General features: G+C 75.1%; 25 protein-coding genes. 17 read left to right on the plus strand and 8 right to left on the minus strand.

Going from position 1 to position 23,967, the window contains the following annotated elements; genetic code table 11:
- The first annotated feature begins 1 nt into the window (after position 1).
- The 7 genes from ACIF8T_RS29025 to ACIF8T_RS29055 are packed head-to-tail and all read left to right on the plus strand — an operon-like array spanning position 2 to position 3,730.
- Positions 2–265, plus strand: a complete 264-nt coding sequence (locus tag ACIF8T_RS29025; RefSeq protein WP_400039062.1) for a gas vesicle protein GvpG — start codon at positions 2–4, stop codon at positions 263–265.
- A complete protein-coding gene (locus tag ACIF8T_RS29030) occupies positions 262–882 on the plus strand; it encodes a DNA primase (RefSeq protein WP_400039063.1) in 621 nt (206 codons plus the stop codon). Before ACIF8T_RS29025 ends, ACIF8T_RS29030 begins: the two co-directional genes overlap by 4 nt.
- Positions 879–2,114 (plus strand): SRPBCC family protein, encoded by a 1,236-nt coding sequence (locus ACIF8T_RS29035; protein ID WP_400039064.1) that lies wholly within the window; start codon positions 879–881, stop codon positions 2,112–2,114. Before ACIF8T_RS29030 ends, ACIF8T_RS29035 begins: the two co-directional genes overlap by 4 nt.
- Entirely contained in the window at positions 2,111–2,449 is a 339-nt protein-coding gene (locus tag ACIF8T_RS29040; protein WP_400039065.1) for a gas vesicle protein, read from the plus strand. Before ACIF8T_RS29035 ends, ACIF8T_RS29040 begins: the two co-directional genes overlap by 4 nt.
- Positions 2,446–3,267: a GvpL/GvpF family gas vesicle protein gene (locus ACIF8T_RS29045; RefSeq protein ID WP_400039066.1), complete on the plus strand. Its 822-nt coding sequence runs from the start codon at positions 2,446–2,448 to the stop codon at positions 3,265–3,267. Before ACIF8T_RS29040 ends, ACIF8T_RS29045 begins: the two co-directional genes overlap by 4 nt.
- Positions 3,264–3,452 carry a gas vesicle protein gene (locus ACIF8T_RS29050; protein ID WP_400039067.1) on the plus strand — a complete coding sequence of 63 codons (189 nt, stop codon included), beginning with the start codon at positions 3,264–3,266 and terminating at the stop codon, positions 3,450–3,452. The genes ACIF8T_RS29045 and ACIF8T_RS29050 overlap by 4 nt, the downstream gene beginning before the upstream one ends.
- Positions 3,449–3,730 carry a gas vesicle protein K gene (locus ACIF8T_RS29055; protein WP_400039068.1) on the plus strand — a complete coding sequence of 94 codons (282 nt, stop codon included), beginning with the start codon at positions 3,449–3,451 and terminating at the stop codon, positions 3,728–3,730. The genes ACIF8T_RS29050 and ACIF8T_RS29055 overlap by 4 nt, the downstream gene beginning before the upstream one ends.
- Before the next feature lie 31 nt (positions 3,731–3,761).
- Here the strand turns inward: ACIF8T_RS29055 and ACIF8T_RS29060 are convergent, their stop codons facing one another.
- Complete coding sequence (locus ACIF8T_RS29060) at positions 3,762–4,583, minus strand: class I SAM-dependent methyltransferase (RefSeq protein WP_400039069.1); 822 nt, start codon at positions 4,581–4,583, stop codon at positions 3,762–3,764.
- 223 nt (positions 4,584–4,806) lie between these two features.
- Between ACIF8T_RS29060 and ACIF8T_RS29065 the strand changes: the two genes are divergently transcribed.
- Positions 4,807–6,426 carry an ABC-F family ATP-binding cassette domain-containing protein gene (locus ACIF8T_RS29065; RefSeq protein WP_400039070.1) on the plus strand — a complete coding sequence of 540 codons (1,620 nt, stop codon included), beginning with the start codon at positions 4,807–4,809 and terminating at the stop codon, positions 6,424–6,426.
- A gap of 311 nt (positions 6,427–6,737) precedes the next feature.
- On the opposite strand, the gene ACIF8T_RS29070 is transcribed toward ACIF8T_RS29065, so the two are convergent.
- Positions 6,738–7,853, minus strand: coding sequence for a Vms1/Ankzf1 family peptidyl-tRNA hydrolase (locus ACIF8T_RS29070; protein WP_400039071.1), 1,116 nt, complete (start codon positions 7,851–7,853; stop codon positions 6,738–6,740).
- Between the two features lie 57 nt (positions 7,854–7,910).
- Between ACIF8T_RS29070 and ACIF8T_RS29075 the strand changes: the two genes are divergently transcribed.
- Positions 7,911–8,198: a DUF6158 family protein gene (locus tag ACIF8T_RS29075; RefSeq protein WP_400039072.1), complete on the plus strand. Its 288-nt coding sequence runs from the start codon at positions 7,911–7,913 to the stop codon at positions 8,196–8,198.
- Between the two features lie 83 nt (positions 8,199–8,281).
- On the opposite strand, the gene ACIF8T_RS29080 is transcribed toward ACIF8T_RS29075, so the two are convergent.
- The 4 genes from ACIF8T_RS29080 to ACIF8T_RS29095 form a co-directional block, all read right to left on the minus strand.
- A complete protein-coding gene (locus tag ACIF8T_RS29080) occupies positions 8,282–8,824 on the minus strand; it encodes a type 1 glutamine amidotransferase domain-containing protein (protein ID WP_400039073.1) in 543 nt (180 codons plus the stop codon).
- Positions 8,825–8,917: 93 nt separating this feature from the next.
- A complete protein-coding gene (locus ACIF8T_RS29085) occupies positions 8,918–9,349 on the minus strand; it encodes a CBS domain-containing protein (protein ID WP_400039074.1) in 432 nt (143 codons plus the stop codon).
- Positions 9,350–9,474: 125 nt separating this feature from the next.
- Positions 9,475–9,918 (minus strand): DUF2795 domain-containing protein, encoded by a 444-nt coding sequence (locus ACIF8T_RS29090; protein WP_400039075.1) that lies wholly within the window; start codon positions 9,916–9,918, stop codon positions 9,475–9,477.
- 231 nt (positions 9,919–10,149) lie between these two features.
- Positions 10,150–11,943 (minus strand): thiamine pyrophosphate-requiring protein, encoded by a 1,794-nt coding sequence (locus ACIF8T_RS29095; protein WP_400039076.1) that lies wholly within the window; start codon positions 11,941–11,943, stop codon positions 10,150–10,152.
- Positions 11,944–12,192: 249 nt separating this feature from the next.
- On the opposite strand from ACIF8T_RS29095, the gene ACIF8T_RS29100 reads away from it, so the two are divergent.
- From ACIF8T_RS29100 to ACIF8T_RS29115, 4 genes are all read left to right on the plus strand, one after another.
- On the plus strand, positions 12,193–12,993 hold the full coding sequence (locus ACIF8T_RS29100; RefSeq protein ID WP_400039077.1) for an RNA polymerase sigma factor SigF: 801 nt from the start codon (positions 12,193–12,195) through the stop codon (positions 12,991–12,993).
- A 277-nt stretch (positions 12,994–13,270) separates the two neighbouring features.
- Complete coding sequence (locus tag ACIF8T_RS29105; protein ID WP_400039078.1) at positions 13,271–14,590, plus strand: hypothetical protein; 1,320 nt, start codon at positions 13,271–13,273, stop codon at positions 14,588–14,590.
- A 185-nt stretch (positions 14,591–14,775) separates the two neighbouring features.
- Positions 14,776–16,023 (plus strand): aminotransferase class I/II-fold pyridoxal phosphate-dependent enzyme, encoded by a 1,248-nt coding sequence (locus tag ACIF8T_RS29110; RefSeq protein ID WP_400039079.1) that lies wholly within the window; start codon positions 14,776–14,778, stop codon positions 16,021–16,023.
- Positions 16,020–17,078, plus strand: coding sequence for an MBL fold metallo-hydrolase (locus ACIF8T_RS29115; protein WP_400039080.1), 1,059 nt, complete (start codon positions 16,020–16,022; stop codon positions 17,076–17,078). Before ACIF8T_RS29110 ends, ACIF8T_RS29115 begins: the two co-directional genes overlap by 4 nt.
- Positions 17,079–17,323: 245 nt before the next feature.
- On the opposite strand, the gene ACIF8T_RS29120 is transcribed toward ACIF8T_RS29115, so the two are convergent.
- A complete protein-coding gene (locus ACIF8T_RS29120; protein WP_400039095.1) occupies positions 17,324–17,920 on the minus strand; it encodes a DedA family protein in 597 nt (198 codons plus the stop codon).
- 86 nt (positions 17,921–18,006) lie between these two features.
- On the minus strand, positions 18,007–18,780 hold the full coding sequence (locus ACIF8T_RS29125) for an MBL fold metallo-hydrolase (RefSeq protein ID WP_400039081.1): 774 nt from the start codon (positions 18,778–18,780) through the stop codon (positions 18,007–18,009).
- Positions 18,781–18,862: 82 nt separating this feature from the next.
- On the opposite strand from ACIF8T_RS29125, the gene ACIF8T_RS29130 reads away from it, so the two are divergent.
- From ACIF8T_RS29130 to ACIF8T_RS29145, 4 genes are all read left to right on the plus strand, one after another.
- The gene (locus tag ACIF8T_RS29130) at positions 18,863–19,264 is read left to right on the plus strand and encodes a hypothetical protein (RefSeq protein WP_400039082.1); all 402 of its coding nucleotides are present in this window, start codon (positions 18,863–18,865) and stop codon (positions 19,262–19,264) included.
- A 236-nt stretch (positions 19,265–19,500) separates the two neighbouring features.
- Positions 19,501–21,627 (plus strand): phage holin family protein, encoded by a 2,127-nt coding sequence (locus ACIF8T_RS29135; RefSeq protein ID WP_400039083.1) that lies wholly within the window; start codon positions 19,501–19,503, stop codon positions 21,625–21,627.
- 84 nt (positions 21,628–21,711) lie between these two features.
- A complete protein-coding gene (locus tag ACIF8T_RS29140) occupies positions 21,712–23,118 on the plus strand; it encodes an amino acid permease (protein ID WP_400039084.1) in 1,407 nt (468 codons plus the stop codon).
- Positions 23,119–23,257: 139 nt separating this feature from the next.
- A complete protein-coding gene (locus ACIF8T_RS29145; RefSeq protein WP_400039085.1) occupies positions 23,258–23,686 on the plus strand; it encodes an OsmC family peroxiredoxin in 429 nt (142 codons plus the stop codon).
- The last annotated feature ends 281 nt before the right edge of the window (positions 23,687–23,967 follow it).

The raw sequence follows: 23,967 nt of genomic DNA on the forward strand, positions 1-23,967 counted from the left end.
CGTGGGCCTGATCTCCGAGGTGCTGCTGCTGCCGTTCGCACCGGTGCGCGGCAGCGCCTGGGCCATCAGACAGGCGCTCCAAGAGGCCGAGCGGATCTATTACGACCCCGCCACGGTCCGGGCCGAACTGGCCCGGCTCGAGGAGCAGCTGGAGGCCGGAGAGATCACCGAGGAGGAGTTCGACCGCATCGAGGACGAACTCCTCGACCGGCTGGAGATCGCTTCGCGCAGGAGCGCGGGAACGGGCAACGGGACGACATCATGAACCGAGTGGGACTGGGCCTCGCGGTAGGGGCCGGATACCTCCTGGGACGCACCAAGAAGATGAAACTGGCCGTCGCCGTGGGTACCGCGGTGGCCGGCAAGCGGATGAACCTGAGCCCGAAGATGCTCGCCGACCTCGCCTCCCAGCAACTGAAGGCCAACCCGCAGTTCAAGGAGATCGGGGACCAGCTGCGCCAGGACCTGCGCGGGGTCGGCAAGGCCGCCTCCGGCGCCCTGGTCGAACGGCAGATCGACGCACTCGCCGACCGGCTGCACGGCCGGACGGCCCAGGTACGCGACCGGCTGTCCGGCGTGGTGCCGGGGGCGTCCGGCCGCGGCGCCGAGGACGAGGAGCCCGACGAGGACGAGGAGCCCGAGGCCGAGGAGCCGGAGGACTCCGAACCGAGGGACGAGGACGAGGGGGAGCGGCGGGCACCGTCCAGGGCCCCCGCCAAGAAGACGGCGAAGAAGGCTCCCGCCAAGAAGGCGGTGGCGAAGAAGGCGCCGGCGAAGAAGACCGCGGCCGGGGCGGCCGCCGCCAAGTCGGCCGGCAAGAGGGCGGCCGGGGTGGCCGGTGCCGCCCGGAAGCGGCTGCCGAAGGGAGGCGGTGAGCGATGACCGAGACGCTGGGATCGGCGACCTCCGCCGCACGCGGAGCCGCCAAGAACAACCCGCTCACCGACCTGGCGCACAGCGAGGCCGCCGACCGGCTCAAGGCCGAGGTGCAGGACTACCTCGCCGCCCAGGCCACCCGGCTGCTGACCGGGGTGGGCCGCAAGCTCGGCGAGACCACGGGCAAGCTCAACGACATCGCCGAGGGCAACAGCCCGGGCTTCGCCAAGCTCGCCCTCGAGGGCGGCCGCAAGCTCGCCGAGGGCAAGAGCCCGCTGCGGGCCGCCCTGGAGACCGGCGGTTCGCACCTGAAGGACAAGGTCACCGGCGCGGTCAAGAACCTGGCCGGCGGCGGGGGCAAGGCCAAGCGCAAGCGCGGCGCGGGCAAGAAGCCCACCGTCATCATCGAGCACATCGACGTCGGTGTGCCGCTGCGCACCGCGTACGACCAGTGGACGCAGTACCAGGACTTCAGCACCTTCGCCAAGGGCGTCAAGAGCGCGAGCCGCTCCGACGACACCACGTCCGACTGGCAGGCGAAGATCTGGTGGTCCAACCGCAGCTGGAAGGCGAAGACCACCGAGCAGGTGCCCGACGACCGGATCGCCTGGACGTCGGAGGGCGCCAAGGGCACGACGAAGGGCGTCGTCTCCTTCCACCGCCTCGCGGACAACCTGACCCGCGTCCTGCTGGTCATCGAGTACTACCCCAGCGGCCTCTTCGAGAAGACCGGCAACATCTGGCGCGCCCAGGGCCGCCGGGCCCGGCTCGACCTGAAGAACTTCGCCCGGTTCATCACCCTCAAGGGCGAGGCGGAGGACAGCTGGCGCGGCGAGATCCGCGACGGCGAGGTCGTCCGCAGCCACGAGGACGCCCTCGCCGAGGAGCAGGAGTCCGAGGAAGCCGAGGCGCGCGGATCCGAGGACGAGGAGTCCGAGGACCAGGAGCCGGAGGCCTCCGAGGACCAGGAGTCCGAGGAGGAGGGCGCCGAGGGCGACGAGGAGCCCGAGGGCGAGTACGACGAGGAGGAGCCGGAGGAGGAAGAGGAGGAAGAGGAAGAGGAGCCCGAGGCCGAGTACGACGAGGACGAGTACGAGGACGAGGACGAGCCGGAGGCCGAGTACGCCGAGAAGGCCGAGGCCGAAGGGGAGGCCGAGGGCGAGTACGACGAGGACGAGGAAGCGGACGAGGAAGGCGCGTACGAGGACGAGTACGCAGAGGGAGGGAGCCGGCGATGACGATGTCCAGCCGGCTCCCCGAGCCCTACGGACAGAGCAGTGGTGCCAACCTCGCCGACATCCTCGAACGCGTTCTCGACAAGGGTGTCGTCATCGCGGGCGACATCCGGATCAACCTGCTCGACATCGAGCTCCTCACCATCAAGCTGCGCCTGATCGTCGCCTCGGTGGACAAGGCGAAGGAGATGGGTATCGACTGGTGGGAGAGCGACCCGGCACTCTCCACGCGGGCCCGCCGCGACGAGCTGGCCCGCGAGAACGCCGAGTTGCGCGCAAGACTCGAGCGGCTGGAGCAGCTGGAGCCCAGCCGCACGCAGCAGGAGGAGGCCCCGTGACCGGACTGCGGTACGTCTACGCCGTCTGCCACCCCTTCAGCACGCCGCTCCAGGCCCAGCTGACCGGGGTGGCGGGCGATCCGCCGCGGCTGCTCACCCACCACGGCCTGGCCGCCGTGGTCAGCCACGTGCCGGAGGCGGACTTCGCGGAGGAGCCGCTCCACGCCCACCTGGAGGACCTCGACTGGCTGACCGCGACCGCCCGCGCCCACCAGGGCGTGATCGACGCGCTCACCACCGTCACCACCCCGCTGCCGCTGCGGCTCGGCACCGTCTTCCGGGACGACAGCGGCGTGCGCACGATGATCGAGGCCCGCGAGGAGGACTTCCGGCGCACCCTGGACCGGCTGGAGGGCCGCGTCGAGTGGGGCGTGAAGATCTACGTGGAGGCCCCGCAGCAGGCCGCCGAGCGGCCGGCGGAGAAGCCGGCGTCGGGCCGCGACTACCTGCGGCAGCGGCGCCTGCAGACCCGGTCGGCCGAGGACCTGTGGCAGAAGGCCGAGACCTTCGCGACCCGGCTGCACGAGAGCCTCTCCGAGTACGCCGAGGACTCCCGGCTGCACCCGCCGCAGAACCCGGCGCTCAGCGGCAGCTCCGGACGCAACGTGCTCAACGCCGCGTACCTCGTGCCGCGCGAGCGCTCCGAGGAGTTCGTGGAGAGGGTCGACCGGACTAAGGACGAGGCGCCCGGCATCCGCGTCGAGCTCACCGGCCCGTGGGCGGCCTACTCCTTCGCCGGCGAGACCGCCCGGGGCGACGAGGCGGAGCAGGGCGTGACGACGCGGAGCGAGAGGACGACGCAGGGGGAGCCTCGGTGACCGTCGTCGAACGCCGTGAGATCGCCCTCGTGGACCTGCTCGACCGGCTGCTCGCCGGCGGGGTCGTCATCACGGGGGACATCACGCTGCGCATCGCGGACGTGGACCTCGTCCGCATCGATCTCAACGCGCTCATCAGCTCGGTGAACGAGAACGTGCCCTCGCCCTTCGGAGACCAGCCGTGACGCCCCGCAAGCGAGTCGACCTCGAACCCGACACCGTCGAACGCGACCTGGTCAAGCTCGTGCTGACCGTCGTGGAGCTGCTGCGCCAGCTCATGGAGCGCCAGGCGGTGCGCCGGTTCGACGAGGGGGACCTGACCGAGGAGCAGGAGGAGCGGATCGGGCTCACGCTGATGCTGCTGGACGACCGGATGACGGAGCTGCGCGAGCGCTACGGGCTGCGGCCCGAGGACCTGAACCTGGACCTCGGGCCGCTGGGCCCGCTGCTGCCCCGGGAGTAGGCCCCACGCGCACGCGGGCTCCCGGGGCGGGTCAGGCGGCCTTGCGGCAGAGGACCTCCCCGTGCAGGACGCCGAACCAGGCGTCCTGCCGGCCGCCCCACTCCCGCCAGGCGGCGGCGACGGCCCGCAGCCGCTCCTCGTCCGCGTGCCCGCCCTCCACGGCCTGCCGGGCGTACTGCGAGGCGACGGTCCGGTCCGCCCACAGTCCGCTCCACCACGCCCGCTCGTCCGGCGTCGAGAAGGTCCAGGTGCTGGAGGTGGCCGTGACGTCGGTGAACCCGGCCGCCAGCGCCCAGGCCTTCAGCCGGCGTCCGGCGTCCGGCTCGCCGCCGTTGGCGCGGGCCACCCGGTGGTAGAGGTCCAGCCAGTCGTCCAGGCCCGGGGAGGCCGGGTACCAGGTCATGGCGGCGTAGTCCGCGTCGCGGACGGCGACGAGGCCGCCGGGCCGGGCGACCCGCCGCATCTCGCGCAGCGCCTGGACGGGGTCGCCCACGTGCTGGAGCACCTGGTGGGCGTGGACCACGTCGAACGTGTCGTCGGGGAAGTCCAGGGCGTGCACGTCGGCGACCGCGAAGTCGAGGTGGCCCAGCCCGCGCCCGGCGGCCTCGGTCCGGGCCCGCTCCAGGATCTCCGGGGCGCGGTCGACCCCGGTGACGTGCCCGTCGGGGACCCGTTCCGCCAGGTCGGCGGTGATGGTGCCCGGCCCGCACCCGATGTCGAGGATCCGCATGCCGGGCCGCAGCGAACCGAGCAGGTACGCCGCCGAGTTGGCGGCGGTCCGCCAGGTGTGCGAGCGGAGCACCGACTCGTGGTGTCCGTGCGTGTAGACAGCGGTCTCCCGTGGTTTCGGCATGGCTGGCGCCCACCCCTTCTCGTCGCGTCGGGACGCCCTCACCGTACGCGGGCGTGCCGAATGGTGAGACCTGCGTATCAGGATGTGGACTCTCGCGCGGTGGGGTGACGGGCCGTCAGTTCCGGTGCGGGCCGCGGCGTGTCGGGCCGGCGGGGCCCGCGGCGGCGGGCCCGCCGCGAAATGGGTTTGCCCGGCCGCGCCGCCGCCCACAGAATCGCTCCCCATGGGCCACCTCGAAGCAGCGCACCTGGAGTACCACCTTCCCGACGGGAGGACGCTGCTCGGCGACGTCTCCTTCCGGGTGGGGGAGGGGGCCGTCATGGCCCTGGTGGGACCCAACGGAGCCGGGAAGACCACCCTCCTGCGGCTGCTGGCCGGTGAGCTCGCCCCGCACGGCGGATCGGTCGCGGTCAGCGGCGGGCTCGGCGTGATGCGGCAGTTCGTGGGGTCCGTACGGGACGAGACGACCGTGCGCGACCTGCTCGTCTCCGTCGCCCCGCCCCGCATCAGGGAGGCGGCCCGGGCCGTCGACGAGGCCGAGCACGCGGTCATGACGGTCGACGACGAGGCCGCCCAGATGCGCTACGCCCAGGCCCTCGCCGACTGGGCCGAGGCGCGCGGCTACGAGGCGGAGACGCTGTGGGACATGTGCACCACGGCCGCGCTCGGCGTCCCGTACGACAAGGCGCAGTGGCGCCTGGTGCGCACCCTCTCCGGCGGCGAGCAGAAACGCCTGGTCCTGGAGGCGCTGCTGCGCGGCACGGACGAGGTGCTGCTCCTCGACGAACCCGACAACTACCTCGACGTACCCGGCAAGCGCTGGCTGGAGGAGCGGCTCGCGGAGACCCGCAAGACCGTCCTGTTCGTCTCCCACGACCGTGAACTCCTCGCCCGCGCCGCCCAGCGCATCGTCTCCCTCGAACCGGGTCCGGCCGGCGCCGACGCCTGGGTGCACGGCGGCGGCTTCGCCACCTACCACGAGGCCCGCCGCGAGCGCTTCGCCCGCTTCGAGGAACTGCGCAGGCGCTGGGACGAGAAGCACGCCCAGTTGAAGAAGCTGGTCCTGACGCTGCGTCAGGCCGCTTCCGTCAGCCACGACATGGCCTCCCGCTACCAGGCCGCGCAGACCCGGCTGCGCAAGTTCGAGGAGGCCGGCCCGCCGCCGGAGCCGCCGCGCGAGCAGGACATCAGGATGCGGCTGAAGGGCGGCCGCACCGGAGTGCGGGCCGTCACCTGCGCCGGCCTGGAGCTGACCGGCCTGATGAAGCCCTTCGACCTGGAGGTCTTCTACGGCGAACGGGTCGCCGTGCTCGGCTCGAACGGTTCCGGCAAGTCCCACTTCCTGCGCCTGCTCGCGGGCGAGGACGTGGCCCACACCGGGCAGTGGAAGCTGGGCGCGCGGGTGGTGCCCGGGCACTTCGCGCAGACGCACGCCCACCCCGAGCTGGAGGGCCGCACGCTCCTCGACATCCTGTGGAGCGAGCACGCCCAGGACCGCGGCGCGGCCATGTCCCGGCTGCGCCGCTACGAGCTGACGCAGCAGGCGGAGCAGACCTTCGAGCGGCTCTCCGGCGGCCAGCAGGCCCGCTTCCAGATCCTGCTGCTGGAGCTCCAGGGCGTGACCGCCCTGCTCCTGGACGAGCCGACCGACAACCTGGACCTGGAGTCCGCCGAGGCGCTGCAGGAGGGCCTGGAGGCGTTCGAGGGCACGGTCCTCGCGGTCACCCACGACCGCTGGTTCGCCCGCTCCTTCGACCGCTACCTCGTCTTCGGCAGCGACGGCCGGGTCCGCGAGACCCCGGACCCGGTGTGGGACGAGCGGAGGGTGGAACGGGCCCGCTAGGGCGCGGGGACGTGGGCGGACCGCTTCGGCGGCCGCCCCCGGACGCCGGCCGCGGCCCGCTGCGGCTGGCGGCCGTCCGGCGGTGCGCGCCCGCGCGCCGGGGCGTCCGGCCGCGTCCGCCGCGCGGTCCGGCCCGGGGGAGCGGGACGCGGATGCCGGCAGGCGCGGTGCCGCCGGCGGCGTGCGTGCCGCACGGCGAGGTCCCGGCCGCGGCCGGGGCCTTCGACGGCGAGGGCGTGCGACCCGGGCGCACCACGCCCGGTCAGGGAGCGTCCGGGGTGCCGGCGGCACCCGCCCGCCCCGGCTCCGTCTCACGTCCAGCGCAACAGGGCCCCCAGCCCGCCCACCGGCGCGTCCTCCGGAGCGGCCGGGGCCGCGGTGACCGACAGGGCGGCGGCGCCCGTCGCCACCGCGGAGCGGACCAGGGCGTCGTCCGCGCGGGCCGGCCACGAGTTCTGCTCGCCGAGGACCTTCAGGTCGGTACGCCGCACCGCCAGCTGGTCCGGGTCCTCGCCGATCCAGATCTCGCGGTGCGCGTCCGGGCCGTCGGGCCTGATCAGCAGCTCGTCGATGCGGTGCTCGCGCGCCGCCTCCACGAGCGCGGGCACGCCCTCCACGGCCCCCGCCCGGCCCTCGCCGTCCGGGCGGCGGGCCGCCAGGAAGCGCTCCAGCTCGGCCGCCGCCCTGCGCCGGACGTGCTCGGCGCGGGTCTGCTCCACGTCCTCGTCCAGCAGCCGGCTGCCCGTGCCGTGCGGGGCCTCGACCACCAGGTCGTGCAGCTGCCGCGGCAGACGATCGTGCACGGACCGCCGCTCGCGGTCGCCCCCGACGAGGATCAGCAGGTCGGCACCGGTCTCCTCCTGGCACACGGCGAGCGCGTCGGCGACCTCCGCCGCGTTGTGCTCCCAGACGTTCTCGACCCTGAGCTGGAAGTGCCGCTCCGACCAGTCGGCGGAGGCGGTGCGGCGAACGGGCCACTGCCATCCGGTCACCGCGCCCGCCTCCTCGCGGCCCAGCGCGCTGCGCAGCTCGAAGTCCGCGCCCCTGCGGTCGACGTACGCCACGACGCACACCGGATCCTCACCGGCCAGTTCCAGCAGCGGCGCCACACGCGGCAGCGCCGCCCACTGCGCCCGGTCGCCGCCCTGCGGGGGACGCGCCAGCGGCGGATCGAGCACGACCTCGCCGCCGCGGGCGAACAGGGCCCGGCCGTGCGGTTCGGAGGAGTGCCGAAGATCCTCGATCGCGTTCCGCACGGCCCGGCAGGTCGCCTCGTCCGCACCCTGCGAGGCCAGCTCCCGGGCCATCGCCTGGGCCGTGAGACGGCGTTCGTGAGGGGTGTCCTCCGTGTGACGGGAGGTGTCGACGTACACGGAGGCCCAGGGCCCGGGCTGCTCGTACAGGGGATGCAGGAATGCGAGATCCATGGGTCCCTCCCGGATGCCGTTCGGGGGTAGTGCTGCGCAGGCGGGTACCCGGGCGGCATGAACGAACACGACGAGCGGGGCACCACGAGGACCGGAGTCGACCCGAGCCGCCTGGACGACCAGCAGCTCATGAAGGAGCTGGAGACCATCCACCGCACGCGCCACGACACGCTGCTGTACGGCTCGAACGACGCGCTGCGGGCCCACAACGAGCGCATGGCGCAGCTGGAGGGCGAGTACCTGCGCCGCAACCCCACGCGCCCGGTGGCGGCGGGCCGCACCCGGGAGGGGGCGCGGGAGCGGACCTCCGGCGAGGACGGCACTCCCGCGACCCCGGGCACCTGACCCGGGGCGACCCGGGAGACGCGCGAGGGCCGCGCGGGGAGCTGCTCCCCGCGCGGCCCTCGCCGGCCGGTCCGGTCCTCCGCTCAGCCGGCCTCCTGCGCGAACACCTCCAGGTAGGTCTCGCAGAACGCCTTCAGGTCGTCCGGCTTGCGGCTGGTGACCAGCTTGTTCGAGCCGTGGTCGCAGACCTTGACCTGTTCGTCGACCCAGGTGCCGCCCGCGTTGCGGATGTCGGTCTCCAGGCTCGGCCAGGAGGTCAGCACCCGGCCGCGCACCACGTCCGCCTCGACGAGGGTCCACGGCGCGTGGCAGATCGCGGCGACCGGACGGCCCTGCTCGAAGAAGTCCCGCACGAACGCGACGGCCCGGTCGTCCATGCGCAGGAAGTCCGGGTTGGCCACGCCGCCCGGCAGCACCAGCCCGCCGAAGGAGTCGGCCGAGGTCTCGCCCACGACCTCGTCCACGGGGAAGGTGTCCGCCTTGTCGAGGTGGTGGAACGCCTGGATCTCGCCCGGCTTCGTCGACACGAGGACCGGTTCGTGACCCGCGTCCTCGGCCGCCTGCCACGGGTCGGTGAGCTCGACCTGCTCGACGCCCTCGGGCGCGGTCAGGAAAGCGATGCGCATGATGGTTCAACGCCCTTCCATGTGTTGTTGCGGGTTGTCGCGTGTTGTGGCGGTCGCGCCGGCGGCCGCCGGGGCCGCCGGTCGTCCCCCGGCTCAGACGCCGCCCGGGGCGTCGGGCTCGGCCCGGCTGATGTCGGCCAGCGCCGACCCCGGGTCCTCGGCCTCGGCCAGGTCGCCGAGGGTGACCATGCCGACCGGCAGCCCGTTCTCCACCACGGGCAGCCGGCGCACGGCGTGCGCCCGCATCAGGGCGACGGCGGCCGACACCGGGTCGTGCGGCTCGACCGTCACCGGGTCCGGGGTGCACACGGTGCGGACGCTGACCGTCAGCGGATCGGTCCCCTCCGCGACGGCCCGCACCGTGATGTCGCGGTCGGTGAGCACGCCGACGACCTCCTGGCCGTCGGCCACCACCACGTCGCCGATGTTCTGCGCGCGCATCAGCTGCGCCGCCTCGACGAGCGAGGCGTCCGGGCGCACGGCGACCACGCCCGGAGTCATGACGTCCTTGACGAACTGAGCCATCGCTGCACGCCCCTCCTGTCGCCCGGCCGCCGGGGGCGCCGCGGCCGCTTCACCGCCGCGGCGCCCCCGGGCCGGTTCCCTGTGCGCGGGCCCCTGCCCGCGCGCTCCATGAGCGGTTCCCGCCCCTACGAGCGGTCCTGCCCCGCGGACCGCCCGCCGGTGTCCGCGTGCACGGTCTCCTCCGCGCCGCCCTGCCCGGACCCGACCACGGCCTCGGCCAGCTCCTGGACCGTGGCGTAACGGTCCCGCTGCGGCAGGCGCTCCACCGCCGCGACGAGCGCGTCGGGCGCCATGTGCTCCCGCAGCGCCCGGGTCAGCTCGCGCGAGGTCGCCGGGAACGCCCGGCGGCCCAGGATCCGCGCCAGCTCCAGCCGCACCGCCTCCAGCGACGACGGCGCACGGCTCGGCGTCACCGGGCCGCGGAAGACCTCGGGATCGTCCTCGGCGGCCGGCTCCGGATCGTGCCACTCCTCGGTGCGTGTCGGGTGCCCGGACCTGAGCAGACCCTGCAGTTCGTGTTTCATCTCGTCGTCCCGGTGGACGCTCAGCCGGTCGCTGCCTCGCTGCATGTCTCCCTCCAGATGTACGGGGATCCGCACCGCGTACCCGGACAGGGGAGGCCGACACGGACTTCTCCCGGAGGATCACCGGACCGTGTGATGTGCGCCGCGCGCCCGGGAGAACCGGCCCCGGGCCCCCGCGCACACCCTGGGGAAGGACACGCCACGGCGGTCGTCGCCGTGCTCGTCCCGCTCCTCGTGCCCGCAGTGGCGCCGGGGCCGGGGCGTCCCCCGCGGGCGCTACCTCTTCTCGCGGCCCGGCAGGAACTCCTGCATCTTCGCCTTGAAGCCCTGCTTGATCACCGACCCCCGGTCGGCGTCGCCCTTGAGGAGGGAGGCGGCCGTCGCCTCCATCTGCTCCCAGGTCGCGTGCGGCGGGACCGGCGGCACGGCCGGGTCGGTCAGGAACTCGATCACCGCGGGCCCGTCCGCCTCCAGCCCGGCCCGCCAGGCGTCCTGGACGTCCTCCGGCTTCTCCACGCGGATGCCGGTCAGCCCCAGCGAGCGGGCGAACGCGGCGTACTGCACGTCCGGCAGCTCCTGCGACGGCAGGAAGGACGGGGCGCCGCCCATGGCGCGCAGCTCCCAGGTGACCTGGTTCAGGTCGTGGTTGTTCCAGACGCCCACCACCAGCCGCGGATCCTCCCACTGGTGACGGTACTTCGCCGCCGTGATCAGCTCCGCCAGCCCGTTCATCTGCATCGCGCCGTCCCCGACCAGCGCGACCGCCGGCCGGTCCGGGTGCGCGAACTTCGCCCCGATCGCGTACGGCACGCCGCAGCCCATCGTGGCCAGCGTCCCGGACAGCGAACCCCGCATCCCGGGCCGCATGGTCAGGTGCCGCGCGTACCAGTTCGACGTCGACCCCGAGTCCGAGGTGACGATCGCGTTGTCCGGCAGCAGCGGGTCCAGGGCACGCGCCACGTACTCCGGGTTGATCGGGTCGGCGCCCAGGTTCGCGCGCCGCTCCATCACGTCCCGCCAGCGCCGGACGTTGTCGCAGACGGTGTCGAACCACTCCCGGCCGCGACCGCCCTCGATCAGCGGGATCAGCCGCTGGAGCGTCGCCTTCGCGTCACCGACCAGGTTCACCTCGTACGGGTAGCGCATCCCGACCATGTGCGGATCGATGTCGATCTGCACGCCCCGCGCCGTGCCGAACTCCGGCAGGAACTGCGAGTACGGGAACGACGAGCCGATCGTCAGCAGCGTGTCGCAGTCCCGCATCAGCTCGTACGACGGGCGGGTGCCCAGCAGGCCGATCGAGCCGGTGACGTAGGGCAGTTCGTCGCTGAGGACGTCCTTGCCGAGCAGCGCCTTGGCGACGCCCGCGCCGAGCAGCTCGGCGATCCGCTCCACCTCGGCCCGCGCGCCGGCCGCGCCCTGGCCGACCAGGACGGCCACCTTGTCACCGGAGTTGAGGATCTCCGCCGCCCGCCGCACCGCGTCGTCGGAGGGCACCGCCGTCCACGAGCTGCGGTCCAGGCTGGAGGGCACCATCTTGAACTCGTGGGTGGGCGGGGAGTAGTCGAGCTCCTGCACGTCCCCCGGGACGATGATCGCCGTGGGGCAGCGGCGCGCGTACGCGGTGCGGATCGCCCGGTCCAGCACGTTGGGCAGCTGCTCGGGCACCGTCACCGTCTCCACGAAGTCGGAGGCGACGTCCTTGAACAGCGTGTGCAGGTCCACTTCCTGCTGGTAGGAGCCGCCCATCGCGCTGCGGTGCGTCTGGCCGACGATCGCCAGCACCGGCACGTGGTCGAGCTTCGCGTCGTACAGGCCGTTGAGCAGGTGGATCGCGCCGGGCCCCGAGGTGGCCGCGCACACCCCGAGCCGGCCGCTGAACTTGGCGTAGCCGACGGCCTGGAACGCGGACATCTCCTCGTGCCGGGACTGGATGAAGCGGGGCTGGTCCTCCGCCCGGCCCCAGGCGGCGAGCAGACCGTTGATGCCGTCGCCGGGATAGCCGAAGACGTGCTCCACACCCCACGCGCGCAGCCGTTCGAGGATGTGATCGGCGACCTTGACGCTCATGTACGACCTCCCGGACGTGACGGACTCGGGCAGCACCCGTACGAGTCACCGCCCGGGCCGCCGGAAAACCTGCCGGGTGGTTTGCGGCCGGGGGCCAGGGGCAGGCGCACCCCCAGTGCTTCGGACAGGAGGCACGTCCGTGGGAGCGGCCGCCGGGCCGCCGGAACGCACCTGTCCCGACACCCGGGTGCGCCGTCACGGAGACCGTCCGTCCAACACAGAGCACCTTCCGGGGAGTTGCGACGCATCATGCCGACCCGACTCAGCACGAGGCACCACCCGCACGACGACGCCCCCGACACCGCCGACGCGTTCGGCAGGCTCGTCACCCTCCCGCCCGGCCCCGAGCGCGACGCGCTGCGCGACGCGCTCGTGGAGGCATGGCTGCCCATGGCCGACCGGCTCGCCGGGCGCTTCCGCAACCGCGGCGAGAGCCACGAGGACCTGCGGCAGGTCGCCGCCCTCGGCCTCGTCAAGGCCGTCGACCGCTACGACCCCGCGCGCGGCCACGCCTTCGAGAGCTACGCCGTGCCCACCATCACGGGCGAGATCAAGCGTCACTTCCGCGACCACATGTGGACCCTGCACGTGCCGCGCCGCGTCCAGGACCTGCGCAACCGCGTCCGCCTCGCCTGCCAGGACCTGTCCCGGACGGTCTCCGGCCGCCGCCCCACCGTCGCCGAGATCGCCGAGCACGCCCACCTGAGCGAGGAGGACGTCCGGGCCGGGCTGGAGGCGCTGGAGAGCTTCACGGCGCTGTCCCTGGACGCGGAGCCGCCCGGCAGCGAGGAAGGCCACTCCCTCGGCGACGCCCTCGGGTCGCCGGACCCCGCGCTCGACACGGTGGTCGACCGCGAGGCGGTCAAGCCGCAGCTGGCGGCCCTGCCGGAGCGGGAGCGGGCCATCCTGTACATGCGCTTCTTCGGCGACATGACGCAGAGCAGCATCGCCGAGGAGCTGGGGATCTCCCAGATGCACGTGTCCCGGCTGATCAGCCGCTGCTGCGGGCAGGTGCGCGAGCAGGTGCTGCGGGACGCGGAGCGGGACTGAGCCGGGCCGGCGCTTCCCGGGGCCGGCCCCGGGGTGCCCCTGGGGCGGTCCCGGGGTGCTTCCGGGTGGCCGGGGGCGCCCGCGTACCGCTCGGGGCGTCCCGGATGGTCCCGGGGGCGCCGCGGCACGTGATCGCGGCGGACCGCCCGGGCGACGCGCCCCACGTCACCCGCTCGGGTGTCCCTCGTCCCGCCAATGGGGTCCGGCCGCGCGCGGGACGGGTGACGGGCGGGCTCTGATGGCTGTACAGCAGCCGTCGCTCGAAGGAGCCCGTCCCATGCGCCGCACCGCCCAAGCCCTGTCCGCCGCCCTGCTGGCGGGAACCGCCTGGGGGGTCTTCGTGCCGGCCGTCGCCGCCGAGCCGGCCGCCGAGGCCGGCCGGAGCACCCTCGCACCGGGCGGCAACGTCACCGTGGAGGTGGCCTGCCGCCCGGCCGGCGGCACGCCGCACGGCACCTGCCCGCCGGGGTCCGCGGACGACGGCAAGCCGGGGACCGCGACGCCGGCCGCGGCCGGCGTGACCGCGGCCGACGTGACCGCGGCCGGCGGGGCCGCCTCCGAGGTGACCGCCTCTGGCAGGGCTGCTTCCGAGAGGGTCGCCTCTGGCAGGGCTGCTTCCGAGAGGGTCGCCTCCGAGAGGGCCGTCTCCGGTAAGGCTGCCTCCGAGAGGGTCGCCTCCGGCAGGGCTGCCTCCGAGAGGGCCGTCTCTGAGAGGGCCGTCTCCGAGAGGGCCGGGAGGACGCGCCCGGCCGCCGACGCGGCGGGCCGGGCCCCGGCAGAGGGCTCGGGCTCGGGCGCGGGCCCGGAGGCGGACGCCGGGGGCCTGAGGTCCGCGGAGGACGCGGAAACGGCCACCAGGACCCGGCAACTCTCAAAGGACGCCGCCGGAGGCTCGGCCCTCGCCGACGCCCCGGCGACCTCCGCGGAGGACCCGCAGTCCGCCGACGACCCGGCGACCGCCGCCGAGGGCCTGGGGCCCGCCGAGGTTCCGGACACGGCCGCCGGCGGCTCCGGCACCGCGGAGGAGCCGGGCGCGGCAGCCGAGGGCTCCGGCGCCGCCGAGACCCCGGCAACCGCAGCCGACACCCTGGAAACCGACGCCCTGGAAGCCGAGGCCCTGGAAGCCGAGGCCCTCCTGGAAGCAGCCGAGGACCCGGCGACGGCCACCGAAAGCCTGGGATCCGCCGAGGTTCCGGGCACGGCCACCGAAAGCCTGGGATCCGCCGAGGTTCCGGGCACGGCCGCCGAAAGCCTGGGTTCCGCCGAGGGCCTGGGATCCGCCGAGGTTCCGGGCACGGCCGCCGAGGACTCCGGCACCGCCGAGGTCCCCGGCACCGCCGCCGACGGCGCGGCCCCCGCCTGCCCCGACGCCCGCACCCCGCGCTGCGCCGGGCCGGCCGCCTCCGCCCGCCCCTGCGCCGACCGGTACGCACCCGGCTGTGGCGGCGCGACGGTGCAGCGCGGGGTCCGGGCGGGCGGCGGTGGTTCCTTCACCGACTCCGCACCCGCCCTGGCCGCCGGCACGCTGCTGATCGCGGCCGCCGTCGTCGCCGCGGCGCACCGCCTGCGCCACCGGGACACCGGCGGCCGCGGCTGACCCTTCCCCGCCCCGCCCGGCGCACGCTGTGATCGTCACAACCCGGCGGCGCGGCCATGGCACGGCGTTCCCGTGGGTACTCGACGGTGCAGGGCACGAGCGGCACCGTCCGGCCGCGGACGGCACACGGGCACGGGCCGAGGGCGGGCGCCAGGGCACGGCACCAGGACAGCGCGGAGGTACGCATGCGGCGGACGGACCCCGAAGGGCACGGCCCCGTCCGTTTCGGCCCGCCGCTCCCCGAGGACGGGCTGCCCGTGCTGCCCGAGCTGTCCGCCGTGCTCGCCGCCGCCTCCACCACGCCCGGGACCGAACCCGTCGGCGGCGGCCCCGCCCTGCGGGAGGCGGCCTGCGGCTACTGGGACCGGCGTGGCCTGGCCTGCCGTCCCGAGCGCGTGGCCGCCGGACCCGGCGCCCCCGCCCTGCTGGTCGCCCTGACCGCCGCGCTCGGCGGCGACGTCCTCGTCCCGAGACCCTGCGCCGCCTGGTGGGCGCCGTACGCCCGCCTGCTCGGCAGACCCGTCTTCCACGTGCCCACCCCGGCCGAGAACGGCGGGGTGCCCGACCCGTACGCCCTCCTGGAGACCGTGCGCCGGGTCCGTGCCGAGGGCGGCGACCCGCGCCTGCTGGTGCTGTCCGTCGCCGACGACCCCACCGCCACCGTCGCCCCGCCCGAACTGCTGCACGAGACCGTCGAGGCCGCCACCGGCGAGGGCCTGCACCTGGTCAGCGACGAGACCTGGCGCGACACGCTGCACGACCCGCGCGGCACGGTGCTGCTCAGCCCCGCCGAGATGCTGCCCGAGCACGTCACCGTCGTCACCGACCTGGCCGGTGCCCTGCTCCCGGCCGGCTGGCCCGCCGCCGTCGCCCGCTTCCCCCCGGCCGCCGCCGGCGACGACCTCCACGCGCGCGTGCTCGACGTCCTCACCGCGCTCGGCGCCCGCGTCGCCGCACCCGTCGCCGCCGCGGCCGGATACGCCCTGTCCGAGCCGGCGCCGGTCACCGCGCGCGTGGCCGCCGCCGTCCGCCTGCACGCGCGCGTGGCCGCCGCCGTGCACGCCGCCGTCGTCGGCGCGGGCGCCGTCGCCCGGCCCCCGCAGGCCGGCCGCCACGTGTACGCCGACCTCACCGAGCTGCGCCCCGCGCTGGCCGCGCACGGTGTCGGCGACGCCCAGGAACTGGAGGACTTCCTCACCGCCCGGCTCGGCATGCCCGCGCCGGGCGGCCACCGCTTCGGCGACGAGCTCGCGGCCCCGCGCGTCCGCCTGTCCACCGGCCCCCTGCTGGGCGGCTCGCAGGAGGAACGCGCGGCCTGCCTCACCGCGCCCGCGCCCCTGGAACTGCCGCACGTGCAACGCGCGTTGAACCACGTGAAGTCGGCCTTCGACGATCTCCGCGACGACGCTCGGCGATGGGAGCCTCCTCGATGACGCAGCAGTCCGAGTCGACCACGACCAGCACCACCATCCGGGAGGCCGACGTCCCACCGGACGCGTCACCCCTCGCGCCCCCCTTCCCGCCGCCCGCGGCCCCGCGTCCGCTCGGCGAGTCCCGTACGTGGCCGCGGACGTTCCACGACCGGCTGACCGCCCCGCTGCCCGGCCTGAAGGCCCTCGCCCGCTTCGCCCGCGAGGGTGCCGTCCGCCCCGACAAGGAGGGCCTGGCCGACATCCCCCGGCTGCCCTTCGCGCCCGAGCCGCTGCCCCGCGTGGACGCGCGCACGCTCGCCGTCTCCTGGGCGGGGCACGCCAGTTGGGTCGTGCGGATCGGCGGGCTCACGGTCCTCACCGACCCGGTCTGGTCCCGCCGCATCCTCGGCACCCCGGCCCGGATCACCCCCGTGGGCGTCCCGTGGGAGAGCCTGCCCCGCGTCGACGCCGTCGTCATCAGCCACAACCACTACGACCACCTGGACGCCCCGACGCTGCGCCGGCTGCCGCGCGACACCCCGGTGTTCGTGCCGGCCGGCCTCGGCCGCTGGTTCCGCCGCCGCCAGTTCACCCGCATCACGGAGCTGGACTGGTGGGAGGCGGCGGAACTGGACGGCGTCCGCTTCGACTTCGTCCCGGCCCACCACTGGTCCAAGCGCAGCCTCGTCGACACCTGCCGCACCCTGTGGGGCGGCTGGGTGCTCACGGACCCCGACGGGCGGCGCCTCTACTTCGCGGGCGACACCGGGTACGGCCACTGGTTCTCCCGCATCGGGCAGCGCTACCCGGGCATCGACCTGGCCCTGATGCCCATCGGCGCCTACGACCCGCGCTGGTGGCTCAGCGACGTCCACTGCGACCCCGAGGAGGCGGTGCGGGCCACCCAGGACCTCGGCGCGCGGCGCATGGCGCCCATGCACTGGGCCACGTTCGTCCTCTCCGCGGAGCCGGTGATGGAGCCCCTCACCCGGGTCCGGACCGCCTGGGAGAAGGCCGGCCTGCCCCGGCAGGACCTGTGGGACCTGCCGGTGGGGGGTTCGCGCGTGCTGGCCTGACCGGCCGGAGACACCCCGACGCCGGGAGCCCGGGCCGCCGCCCGCACCCGCGCCGGGGCGGCCGGGCGCCCTGCTCGCGCCGCGCTCGGCCCGCTGGACAGGAGCACGTCCTGAGCCGGCCGCCCGGCAACTGTCCGCCGGTCCCCCCCCAAACCCTCGGCCCGCCGCCCCGCAGCCGTCCGCCGGTCACCCCTCGAACCCTCGGCCCGCCGCCCCGCGCCCTTCCGCCGGCCACCCCGCGCCCCCTACCGGGCGACCGCCCTGCGCAGCCGCCGCCACACGCTCGGGGCCACGCTGACCAGCACGGTCAGGGCGACCGCCGCGACCACGCCCTCCCACGGCTCGGGGAACAGCGAGCCGCCGAGGATCCCGATCAGCTGGTACGTCACCGCCCACGCCAGGCAGGCCGGCAGGTTGCCGCGGGCGAAACGCCGCATCGGCCACTTCGCCATCAGGCAGGCCAGCATCACCGGGATGCGGCCCGCCGGCACCAGCCGCGACAGCACGAGGACCGCGACCCCGTGGTCCGCCAGCTTCCCCTGCGCCTGCGCCAGCCGGTCCTCGGGCGCCCGCGCCCGCAGCGCCTCCAGCCAGCGCGAGCCGTTCTTCGACGTCATCCCGCGCCGCCCCAGCCAGTACAGCGCCATGTCCCCGAGGAACGCGGCCAGCGACGCCGTCACGAACACCAGCGCCAGCGAGAACGGCGCCGTCCGGTGCACGGCGACCACCGCCGCCGAACTGACGATCGCCCCGGTCGGCACCACCGGCACCAGCGCGCCGATCAGCACCAACAGGAACAGCGACGGATAGCCGATCGCCTGCTGCGTCGACTCCGGTGTCATGAGCGTGGGTATCGCGGCGGCCACCGTCCCGACGGAGGACAGCGGCTCCGCCCCACCGGCCGGCGCCGCCCCGGCCATGGGCCACATCACCGGGCGGCCTCCAGGCGCACGCTCTCCCCGTGCCCCAGCCGGTGCACCGCCACCCCGGGCGCGTGCCGCGCCGCCAGCCGCACGAACTCGTCGCCCGGCGTGTGGAACTCGTGGGGGCGCACGGCGTCCATGCCGATCGGCCAGTACGTGCCGTAGTGCACCGGCACCGCGCTGCGCGGCGCCAGCCGGGCCAGCGCCTCGGCCGCCCGGCCCGCGTCCAGGTGGCCCTCCCCGAGGTACGGCCCCCAGCCGCCCACCGGCAGCAGCGCCACGTCGACCGGGCCGGTCTCCTTGGCCATGTCGTCGAACAGGCCGGTGTCCCCGGCGAAGTAGGTGCGGGCCTCGCCCTCCAGGACGTAGCCGAGGGCGGGGCAGCGGTGCGGTCCGAACGGCAGCCGCCGCCCGTCGTGCCGCGCCGGCACCGCCCGGACCACCAGGTCGCCGATCCGGGCCTGGTCGCCGGGCGCGACCTCGTCGATCCGCAGGTGCGTGAGCCGGCGCAGCGCCGGTACCGCACGCCGTGCGCCCCGGGGCACGAGCAGGCGCGTGCCCGCCGCGAGCCGCGCCAGCGACGGCACGTGCAGGTGGTCGGCGTGCAGGTGCGACACCAGCGCGACGTCCGCGCGCCGGGCCTCGGGCGGGGGCAGCGCCCCGCGCCGGCGGCGCAGATGCGCGAGCCGGCGCGCGAACAGCGGATCGGTGAGCACGCGCACGTTCGAATCGTGCACCGCACACGTCGCGTGACCCCACCAGGTGATCTCCACCGGCACCTCTTCGCCTCCTTCGCGCGACTCCCCGAAGCCTACGGGCAGGAGTAGGGTCGGCGACGAAAACCGGAGGTGAGGGGGCGCCATGGGGCCGGTGCGGGTGACGGCGATCGCGAGTCTGACGCCGCTGGAGGAACTGGACGCCGATCCCTTCCTGGTGGACTCCCGCAGCCAGCACGCGATGTGCGCCCGCTGGGCCGCCGAGCACGGCTACGTCGTCACCCGGGAACTGCTGGTCCGCGGACTGCGGCCCGACCACGACGCGCTGTGGGAGGGGGTCAGGCCCGGACGCGACGTGTTCGTGGCCCCCAGCCGCCGGGTACTGGAGAGCGCGCTGTCCTCCGTGGAGGAGTTCACCGCGGAGTGCGCGCGGCGCGGCGTGCGGGTGGAGACCGTGGGCCACGCGGAGCCGTCGTACGACGCGGCGATGAAGGCGTGCGTGCACCGGCGGCTGTCGATGCCGACGGCGGGGTACGACGGCCGTTAGCGCGGTGGGACCGCGGCCGGCCCGCACACGGCCCACCGCCGGCCGGCGCACGGCCCGCGTCCATGGGCCGCGCGGCTCCCGCAGCCCGCGGCCGGCTTCCGTCCGGCCGGCGTGCGCTCGTGCCCCGGCGTGGGGAGGCGGCGGGGGAGCCGGGGACGAAGGGGCCGTACCGGTCGTTGTGTCAGGGTAGGCGGGGTCCGTACCGAGGACGGGCCGGGACGTGAGGTGTGCGGGGCGTGCGGGGCGAGCGATGGCGGCGGATCGCCAGTCAGACGGGGCGGAGCGTCGCGGTGTGGGCGGTCTCCACCCTCACCCTGCTGGTGCTCGCCGGCATCCTGCCGGACTTCCGTCTCCGTGACGCCGACGGCGACAGCGCCACCGACATCGGCGTCACGGCCGCGTTCGGCGCGGGGGCCTTCGGGGTGCTGTCCGCCGTGGTGTGGCCGCTGCTCGTGCGGCTCCTGCTGCTCGTCCCGGCGCTCGTCCTCGGCCTGCTGGTGTTCTTCCTCAACGGGGCGCTGCTGCTGGTCGCGCTCTGGCTCAACCCGGCCGAGCGGGGCGCCGTCGCCCCGGAGACCGCGGTGGTGGTGGCCGCCGTGATGTCCGCGGTCGCCTCCGCCACCGGCGCCGCCCTCGCGGTGCGCGACGACGACGCCTACCGGCGCCGGCTCTACCGGCTGGCCGACCGGCGCCGCCGCCGGTCCGGACCGCCCTGCCCCGCCGCCCCCGGCACGGTCTTCCTGCAACTCGACGGCGTGGGCCACGACGTCCTCGCGGACGCCGCCGCCCGGGGCCTGATGCCCACCGTCGCCCGCTGGCTCGGCGCGGGCGCCGGGCACCGCCCCACCCACCGGCTCACGCCCTGGCGCACCGACTGGTCCAGCCAGACCGGCGCCAGCCAGCTCGGCATCCTGCACGGCAGCAACCACGACGTCCCCGCCTTCCGGTGGTACGAGAAGGACACCCGGGAGGTGATGGTCTGCAACCGCCCGACCAGCGCCGCCGTACTCCAGCGCCGCGCCGCGCAGTACGCCGGGCACGACGGCCTGCTCGCCGTCGACGGCGCCAGCCGCGGCAACCTGTTCAGCGGCGGCGCCGGGGAACAGGCCCTGGTGCTCTCCATCGCCACCCGCCGCCGCAGCCGCGAGAACCGCTCCCGCGCGGGCTACTTCGCCTACTTCTCCGACCCGGCCAACGCCGTGCGCACCGCCCTGTCCTTCGTCGCCGAGGTGGGCCGGGAGATCGGCCAGTCCACCCGGGCCCGGCTGCGCAAGCAGCGCCCGCGCGTCTCCCGCGGCGGCCTGTACCCGCTGATCCGGGCCTTCGCGACCGTCGTCGAACGGGACGTCGTCGTCGCCGCGGTGATGGGCGACATGCTCGCCGGACGCACCGCGGTCTACGCCGACCTGGTGGCCTACGACGAGGTGGCGCACCACTCCGGGCCGGGGAGCCGCGACGCCGAGAAGGTCCTCCGGCGCCTGGACCGCGCCCTCGCCCTGATCGAGCAGGTCGCCGAGCACGCGCCGCGCCCGTACCGGATCGTGGTGCTGTCCGACCACGGCCAGAGCCCCGGCGAGACCTTCCGCGCCCGCTACGGCCTGACCCTGGCCGATCTGGTGCGGGCCGGCTGCGGGCTGCCCGTGCCGCGCCGGGCGGAGCGCACCCGCAGCGGTGCCGAGGCCCGCGCGGCCGTCCGTGCCGCCCTGCGCATCCCCGAGGAAGAGTCCGGCGACCCGTACCGCCCGGCCCGCCGCTCGGAACCCGTCGTGCTGGCCTCCGGCAACCTCGGCCTGGTCTCCTTCCCGGACGTGCCGCACCGGATGACCAAGGAGGAGATCGACGCGCGCCACCCCGCGCTGCTGCCGACGCTCGCCAACCACCCCGGCATCGGCTTCCTGCTGGTGCGCAGCGAGCGGCACGGCGGTGTCGTCCTCGGCGCGTACGGCGCGGAGATCCCGCTGGACGACCTCGACGACGACCCCGGCCCGCTCGCGCCGTTCGGCCCGGGCGCCGTCGAGGCCGTGCGCCGCACGCACTCCTTCCCGCACACCGCCGACATCATGGTCAACTCCTTCCACGATCCCGCCGACGGCGAGGTGCTCTCCTTCGAGGAGCAGATCGGCTCGCACGGCGGGCTCGGCGGCGCCCAGGGCCGCCCCTTCCTGCTGTCGCCCCTCGCCCTGTCCGCACCGGCCGGCGAGGGGGGGGAACCGGCCGGCGCCGAGCGGGTCCACGACATACTGCGCCGCTGGCTGGAGGAGTCGAACGGCCCGGAGGTGCCGGTGGACGTTTCCCGGCCGTCCGTGGCCGACAGCGCACCTTTTCCGGTGCCGGACGGGGTCGTACAGGACAAAAGCGCGTGATTTGGTGGTGGGTCGGGTCATGTCCGACCATGGGCGCCGTCCCGGCGATCCCGGGCACCAGTTCGAAGAGAGGCGCACCACCCCATGCACGTCACCGGGACCGTCCCCCCGTCGGCTCCGGCCCCGCAGGAGAGCGCGGCACCCACGCCCGCCCCCGCCGGGGACCCGTCCGCCGGTACCGGCCGGCACACCCGCCGCTTCGGCCTGCCCGTCGCGACCGCCCTGGTCATGGGCAACATCATCGGCGGCGGCATCTTCCTGCTCCCGGCCTCCGTGGCCCCCTACGGCACGGTCAGCCTGCTCGCGTTCGGCGTCCTCACCGTCGGCGCCGTCGCCCTCGCGCTGGTCTTCGGCCGGCTCGCGCAGCGCGACCCGCGCACCGGCGGCCCGTACGTCTACGCCCGCGAGGCCTTCGGCGACTTCGCCGGGTTCCTCGCCGCCTGGGCGTACTGGATCACCACCTGGGTGTCGAACGCGGCGCTCGCCGTCGCCGCCGTCGGCTACCTCGACGTGCTGATCCCCGTCGAGGGCCACCGCTGGACCGCCTGCCTGGCCGCGCTCGTCATCCAGTGGCTGCCCGCGCTGGCCAACTTCGCCGGCACCCGGTACGTGGGCGCGGTCCAGCTCGTCTCCACGGTGCTGAAGTTCGCGCCGCTGCTGCTCGTCGCCGTCGGTGGACTGTTCTTCTTCGACGCCGGCAAGCTCGGCCCGTTCCACGCCGGGGACGGCAGCGTGGCCGGCGCGGTGTCCGCGTCCGCGGCCCTGTTGCTCTTCTCGTACCTCGGTGTGGAGTCCGCCGCGGTCAGCGCCGGGGAGGTCGACGACCCGCGGCGCAACGTCGGCCGCGCCACCGTCATCGGCACCGCGGGCGCCGCACTGGTCTACCTGCTGGGCACCCTGTCCGTCTTCGGCACCGTCGGCCAGGACCGCCTGGCGGAGTCCTCCGCGCCGTTCTCGGACGCGGTCGACATCATGTTCGGCGGCACCTGGGGCGGCTGGGCCGTCGCGCTCGCCGCGCTGGTGTCGATCACCGGCTGCCTCAACGGCTGGACCCTGCTGAGCGCCCAGACCCCGTACGCCGCGGCCCGCGACGGGCTGTTCCCGGCGGCGTTCGCCCGCAAGCGGCGCGGGGTGCCCACGGTCGGTGTCGGCGTCACCGTCGTCCTCGCCTCGCTGCTGACGGTCTACAACTACGCGGCGGGCACGGCGAAGGTCTTCGACGTGCTGGTCCTCGTCACCACCTTCACCGCGACCGTGCCGTACCTGCTGGCCACCGCGGCCCGGATCCGCCACCTCGTGGCAGGCCGGGGCGACCTGGTCGACCGCGGGCGCCTGGTGCGGGACGCCGTGGTCACGGCCGTCGCCGCCGCCTTCTCCCTGTGGCTCGTCGCGGGCGCCGGCTACGCGGCGGTCTACCAGGGCGTGCTGTTCCTCTTCGCGGGCGTGCTCGTGTACGCGGTGATGGCGGGCCGCCGGCAGCGGACCGCCTGAGGGGCGGGAGCCGGGGGGCGAAGGGCCGGTCTTGCGCGTGCGGTGCGCCGGAGTGTGATCGGATGGGGGCGGGACCCCGGGTACCGGGAGCCCTGATGACCGCATGATCACATACAGCCGGAATCCGAAAGGATGCGTCATGGCAGCCACGCGCTCCGCACACACCGTTTGGGAAGGCAGCCTGTTCAAGGGCAGCGGCGTCGTCACCTTCGACTCCTCCGGCGTCCTCGCCGAGCAGCCGGTGACCTGGGTGGCGCGCACCGAGGAGGCGAACGGCAGGACCAGCCCGGAGGAGCTGATCGCCGCCGCGCACTCCAGCTGCTTCTCCATGGCCTTCTCCAACATCCTCGACAAGGCCGGCAACCCGCCGGCCAAGCTGACGACCTCCGCGGACGTCACGTTCCAGCCGGGTGAGGGCATCACCGGCATCCACATCACCGTCGAGGGCAGCGTGCCCGGCATGGACGAGGCGGCCTTCGTCGCGGCCGCCGAGGACGCCAAGGTCAACTGCCCGGTCAGCCAGGCCCTGAAGGCCGTCCCGATCACGCTGAGCGCGAAGCTCGTCTGACCGGCACACCGCCCGCCCGGCGCGGGGGGGGGCCCCCCCCCCCCCCCCCCCCCCCCCCGGCCGGGGGCCCCCCCCCCCCCCCCCCCCCCCCCCCCCCCCCCCCCCCCCCCCCCCCCCGGGCGGGCGCGGGGCCGCTCCGCGCGCCGGACGAACTCGCCTCCCCGCCAGGGATGTTGAGGGTGCCTCGGGGGCCTCGGCGTCCCCGTCCCGGACCCCGGACCCCGACCCGGAGGGCACGGCGGGCGCGCCGCCCGCCGTCGTGTCGGCCTTCGAGGGCGCCG

This window comes from Streptomyces sp. NPDC085946 (assembly GCF_044540485.1).
Taxonomy (GTDB): Bacteria; Actinomycetota; Actinomycetes; order Streptomycetales; family Streptomycetaceae; genus Streptomyces.

What these genes read in the sequence shown, in the direction of transcription:
- ACIF8T_RS29110 (WP_400039079.1), top strand. Translation starts at nt 14,776, where the DNA reads ATGCGGCGGACGGACCCCGAAGGGCACGGCCCCGTCCGTTTCGGCCCG.
- ACIF8T_RS29070 (WP_400039071.1), bottom strand. Translation starts at nt 7,853, where the DNA reads ATGGATCTCGCATTCCTGCATCCCCTGTACGAGCAGCCCGGGCCCTGG.
- ACIF8T_RS29105 (WP_400039078.1), top strand. Translation starts at nt 13,271, where the DNA reads ATGCGCCGCACCGCCCAAGCCCTGTCCGCCGCCCTGCTGGCGGGAACC.
- ACIF8T_RS29095 (WP_400039076.1), bottom strand. Translation starts at nt 11,943, where the DNA reads ATGAGCGTCAAGGTCGCCGATCACATCCTCGAACGGCTGCGCGCGTGG.
- ACIF8T_RS29075 (WP_400039072.1), top strand. Translation starts at nt 7,911, where the DNA reads ATGAACGAACACGACGAGCGGGGCACCACGAGGACCGGAGTCGACCCG.
- ACIF8T_RS29060 (WP_400039069.1), bottom strand. Translation starts at nt 4,583, where the DNA reads ATGCCGAAACCACGGGAGACCGCTGTCTACACGCACGGACACCACGAG.
- ACIF8T_RS29085 (WP_400039074.1), bottom strand. Translation starts at nt 9,349, where the DNA reads ATGGCTCAGTTCGTCAAGGACGTCATGACTCCGGGCGTGGTCGCCGTG.
- ACIF8T_RS29040 (WP_400039065.1), top strand. Translation starts at nt 2,111, where the DNA reads ATGACGATGTCCAGCCGGCTCCCCGAGCCCTACGGACAGAGCAGTGGT.
- ACIF8T_RS29130 (WP_400039082.1), top strand. Translation starts at nt 18,863, where the DNA reads ATGGGGCCGGTGCGGGTGACGGCGATCGCGAGTCTGACGCCGCTGGAG.
- ACIF8T_RS29140 (WP_400039084.1), top strand. Translation starts at nt 21,712, where the DNA reads ATGCACGTCACCGGGACCGTCCCCCCGTCGGCTCCGGCCCCGCAGGAG.
- ACIF8T_RS29080 (WP_400039073.1), bottom strand. Translation starts at nt 8,824, where the DNA reads ATGCGCATCGCTTTCCTGACCGCGCCCGAGGGCGTCGAGCAGGTCGAG.
- ACIF8T_RS29035 (WP_400039064.1), top strand. Translation starts at nt 879, where the DNA reads ATGACCGAGACGCTGGGATCGGCGACCTCCGCCGCACGCGGAGCCGCC.
- ACIF8T_RS29065 (WP_400039070.1), top strand. Translation starts at nt 4,807, where the DNA reads ATGGGCCACCTCGAAGCAGCGCACCTGGAGTACCACCTTCCCGACGGG.
- ACIF8T_RS29090 (WP_400039075.1), bottom strand. Translation starts at nt 9,918, where the DNA reads ATGCAGCGAGGCAGCGACCGGCTGAGCGTCCACCGGGACGACGAGATG.
- ACIF8T_RS29100 (WP_400039077.1), top strand. Translation starts at nt 12,193, where the DNA reads ATGCCGACCCGACTCAGCACGAGGCACCACCCGCACGACGACGCCCCC.
- ACIF8T_RS29145 (WP_400039085.1), top strand. Translation starts at nt 23,258, where the DNA reads ATGGCAGCCACGCGCTCCGCACACACCGTTTGGGAAGGCAGCCTGTTC.
- ACIF8T_RS29120 (WP_400039095.1), bottom strand. Translation starts at nt 17,920, where the DNA reads ATGACACCGGAGTCGACGCAGCAGGCGATCGGCTATCCGTCGCTGTTC.
- ACIF8T_RS29030 (WP_400039063.1), top strand. Translation starts at nt 262, where the DNA reads ATGAACCGAGTGGGACTGGGCCTCGCGGTAGGGGCCGGATACCTCCTG.
- ACIF8T_RS29115 (WP_400039080.1), top strand. Translation starts at nt 16,020, where the DNA reads ATGACGCAGCAGTCCGAGTCGACCACGACCAGCACCACCATCCGGGAG.